We start from the raw sequence: 4,050 nt of genomic DNA, 5'->3' as shown, positions 1-4,050 counted from the left end.
GCATTGGGCAACTTGGGCAAAAACTCCAGCAATATTACTGCTACTGTCGCCGAATGGATTTCACAACACCAGGATTCAGAATATGTAGGCAGTGGAATTGATGCGCTGTGGAATTTGGTAGTAACAGAAGAATAATTTATGTTTTTTCACTGGAAGTTCCTAAAGAGTGCTGAATACTTAGCACTCTGTCGAGCAAGCAAACCATTGACATTCAGTTAAAAATCGAAGGTTGTGCGAAGCACACCCACATACTGCGTATCATTTCTGCTGTCATTTTCCGGGTTGAGAATCACCCAAAAACCAGGAGTCACTGAGATGTTGTCATTCAGGCGGTAACGATAAAATGCTTCGATATGGTAAGCGTTGTCTCGGTCTTGACGGACATCACTGTTAGAGATATGCGGTGGTATACCAAAGAGAATTCCCGGCAGATTGCCTCTACCACCCACATCGGGAAACGACATACCAATCGCCCCAAACCAGGCATTGGCATTGTCACCATTGTTCACAAATAGAGAATCTGTTCCACCCCTACCATTAGAAATATCACTCAAACCAGAATTCTCGGCATTTGCCCAAATATATCCACCCCAAGCGTGGACTTGGAAATTTGGGGAGAAGCGATAGTATCCCTGTGTGCCGACAATATCATTGGAACTAGCAATGTTGTTACCAAAGGGAGCGTTTGACAGGACGCTACCCGTCCCAGCGGCGAGATCGGTTGCTCCAGCAGGGCTATAGCCATGAGAGTAGGCAACACCAATTGCTCCTTGCTTACCGTAATATGCTAAGTGCGCTAAGGCATTGTAGCCGCCATTAAACAAGCTGTTGCTCCCCGATGGCACATAAGGACTGCTTGCTAAATAGCCCAAGGTGAGAACCAAGTCTTTGGTAATGTTCCAGTTAGCGGCTGCACCGCCGCCACCTCGCCGGAATAAGGGACTGTATGACCCAAATAGTGAGGGAACTCCATTGCCGTCGTCAGCGATTGTGGGGGGAGTGACGGTGGTAGAAATGTCGGTGTAACCAATGCCTGTAGGCCCAACAACGAAGTTAAGGGAATCACTGACTGGGAAGTAATAACGGATGTGGGGGACAAAAAGTATATCGTTGCTGTCATAATCGAAGTTCAGGCGTGTCATCCCTGTGCCTGTGGCTGCGGCAATTTGGCTGACACCATTGGAATTTGTAAAGTTACCAAATTCTAGCCGGACTCGCAATAAATCTTTGCCAGTGAAACTGCTCTCAAAGTTGAGACGACCCCGATTTGCAAAGTAGAGATTGGATTGATCATCTTCGCCACCCACTCTATCACCAAAGGTATCACTAATAGCGGTAATAATTTGAGCATTCAACCTAGTAGTAGTGGAAAACTGCTGTGCCTCTAATGTTGCTGTATGTGCCTCTACGGTATCTACTCGTCCGCGCAGAGTTGTCAGTTCTGCGGCAAAATCTGACTGCAACTTTTGCAGCACTGCCAAATCTTGCTTATTAACTAAATCGCTAGTAGCTGTGGCAATTAACTCATTAATCCGATCCAAACAAGCATTTAAACCTGCGGCAAACTCATAACGGGTTAAGGCACGGTTCCCGCGATAGGTGGAGTTGGGATAACCTGCAATACAGCCGTAGCGTTCCACCAGCGATTGCAATGCACCAAACGCCCAATCGGTTGGTTGTACATCAGAAAACTGGGAAACAGAATTTACTTGTCCCTGTAAATTCCGATTAGCATCTACTGCATTAGAATCATTTTCTGGAGGTGCTGCCCAAACTGCTGGAATTGCCAAAAATAGAAGAAAAAAGCTATGAAAAAAAATTTTAATCATTGTCTTATTACTTGAAAATGGTTTAATTGTGACTTTGTAACTAAAGAGATTAGACTCGAAGCAAAGCTTCCAGATTAGGAGTTAATCAGGATTAAAGTTACATATTTTGAGCTTAAGTTTTAGGTTACTTAAACCAACGCTATGACTTTTTGCTCATTGCTGCTTTTAATAGCCGCTTATATAATCCGCATTAGATTAATTCCGTCTTCGGCATTAACAGTAATTGGCTCTAATTTAAATCTGGGATGTAAATCAATAAACGGCGCATGAAATACCATGCCGGATAAACCAGAAGAACAAAGAGCCGTATTGATAGTTTCCATCTTTTTACTGATTTACGGAAGCGAAAGTTTGTATTTAGTTGTTGTCTAATATTTTTTCTGGGATGTAGCATCACAGATAGGAATACAGACTCCTAATAATTAGGAAAATGCTGTATTTATCAACACACTGCTGCATACTTTTCAATTACTTTGCTGTCATCAGTTGTGAATAAGGCAGGAGGCAGAAGGTTGGAATTTATCTGTTGCTCTCAACCCCATCTAAGCCCAAGCCAATTGTTTATAAAACTCCATAAAATCACGCTTGGTGAGACAAGGGGCTTAAGCCCCTTGTTCTATTCAACAAAGCCGATAATCGATATAAGGCTAAAACTATTTGTCAAAATCTTTTTTTAACAACCGCTCCAGACGCAGAGGACACAGAGATACGAATTATGAATTACGCACAGCGGTACTAGATGGATGCCAATTACATATCTTCCAACTCAATTCCTTTGGTTTCTTTAATAAAAAAGAGAATGAAAAAGAATGAGGTAGCTGCTGCAATTGTATAGAGTCCATAGGCAGAACCCAGACCGAAATATTGCAATATAGGAGGAAATGTTGTGGAAATGAGGAAATTGGCAACCCATTGCATAGCAGCAGCAATCGAAAGTGCGGCGGCTCGAATTTTGTTATTAAACATTTCTCCCAACAGCACCCAAACCACTGGCCCCCAGGAAAAACCGAAGCAAAATACATAGAGGTTGGCTGCAATGAGAGCTATAGTCCCGGCGCTTCCGGTAAGATTGGGGTTGCCAGCAGCATCGAGGGGAGCATTGCCAAACAGATAAGCCATCGTTCCCAAGGTTACGGTCATGCCGATTGACCCGATTATAAGTAAGGGCTTGCGGCCAAATTTATCCACAAAGGCGATCGCAATCAGTGTTGTAATAATGTTGACGGCTCCTGTAATCACCGTGATTGATAGGGAATCTTTTTCAGAAAACCCGACAGCCCGCCACAAAACACTGCTGTAGTAAAAGATTACATTAATCCCAACAAATTGCTGTAATACAGATAAGCCTATTCCTATCCAAACAATTGGCAGGAGTCCGCCACTTCTACTTAAGAGGTCAGAAAAGCTGGGTTGGCGTTCTTGAAGCACTGTCTGCCGAATTTCTTCGATTTTTGGCAGTACGTCACCCCCTAAAATCTTGGTCAAAACGTTAGCAGCTTCTGGCTCTCGTCCTTTAGCAACTAAATAACGGGGGGATTCAGGAATTGTTAAAGCTACCATCCCATAGAATACTGCTGGCGGGACTGCTGTCCAAAACATCCAGCGCCAGGCTGCAACTCCAAACAAAAACGGCGAGTCTGCTGAACCTGCTGATACAGCGATAAAGTAGTCGCTCAATAAGGCAACGAAAATTCCGACTACGATCGCTAATTGTTGCAGAGATCCTAACCTTCCTCGCAAATGGGTGGGAGAACATTCGGCAATGTAAGCCGGCGCAATAACGCTAGCAACGCCGATGCCAATCCCACCCAATAATCGCCAAAAGATAAAATCCCAGATAGTGAAGGCCATCCCAGAGCCAATGGCACTGATAGTAAACAACGCCGAAGCGACCACCATTGCGTTGACTCGACCATAACGGTCTGCAATCTGTCCGGCAAAGAAGGCTCCTACCGCAGACCCCAGCAACGCTAGGGACACTGCTAGCCCTGTTACCCAACTACTGGTATTAAAAGCTTTTGCTAGAGATAAAACCGCGCCGTTGATTACAGCAGTGTCAAAACCGAATAAAAACCCGCCGAGGGCAGCGGCACCAGCAATCAAAATTACATAAAACGTGTTGGCTTTACGACGAACAGTAGTGGAAGACATTGTTTATATATTGGGGATTGGGAATTGGGAATTGGGCATGGGGCATTGGGCATGGGGCATTGATAAATTA

3 protein-coding genes are annotated in these 4,050 nt (G+C 44.3%); all 3 read right to left on the bottom strand.

Going from position 1 to position 4,050, the window contains the following annotated elements; all coding sequences use genetic code 11:
• Nucleotides 1-215: 215 nt before the first annotated feature.
• The 3 genes from ACFE93_RS34075 to ACFE93_RS34065 all read right to left on the bottom strand — a co-directional run bounded on the left by ACFE93_RS34075 (nt 216) and on the right by ACFE93_RS34065 (nt 3,980).
• Nucleotides 216-1,829 (bottom strand): iron uptake porin, encoded by a 1,614-nt coding sequence (locus tag ACFE93_RS34075; RefSeq protein WP_375480470.1) that lies wholly within the window; start codon nt 1,827-1,829, stop codon nt 216-218.
• Between the two features lie 176 nt (nt 1,830-2,005).
• Entirely contained in the window at nt 2,006-2,152 is a 147-nt protein-coding gene (locus ACFE93_RS34070) for a hypothetical protein (protein ID WP_375480468.1), read from the bottom strand.
• A gap of 427 nt (nt 2,153-2,579) precedes the next feature.
• Nucleotides 2,580-3,980: a sugar porter family MFS transporter gene (locus tag ACFE93_RS34065; protein ID WP_375480466.1), complete on the bottom strand. Its 1,401-nt coding sequence runs from the start codon at nt 3,978-3,980 to the stop codon at nt 2,580-2,582.
• Nucleotides 3,981-4,050 lie beyond the last annotated feature (70 nt).

Origin of the sequence: uncultured Nostoc sp. (assembly GCF_964247315.1) — a bacterium.
In the GTDB taxonomy this organism is placed as follows: domain Bacteria; phylum Cyanobacteriota; class Cyanobacteriia; order Cyanobacteriales; family Nostocaceae; genus Nostoc.
Note: the sequence above shows the minus strand (reverse complement) of the source record. Positions and strands in the feature narration are given on the sequence as shown.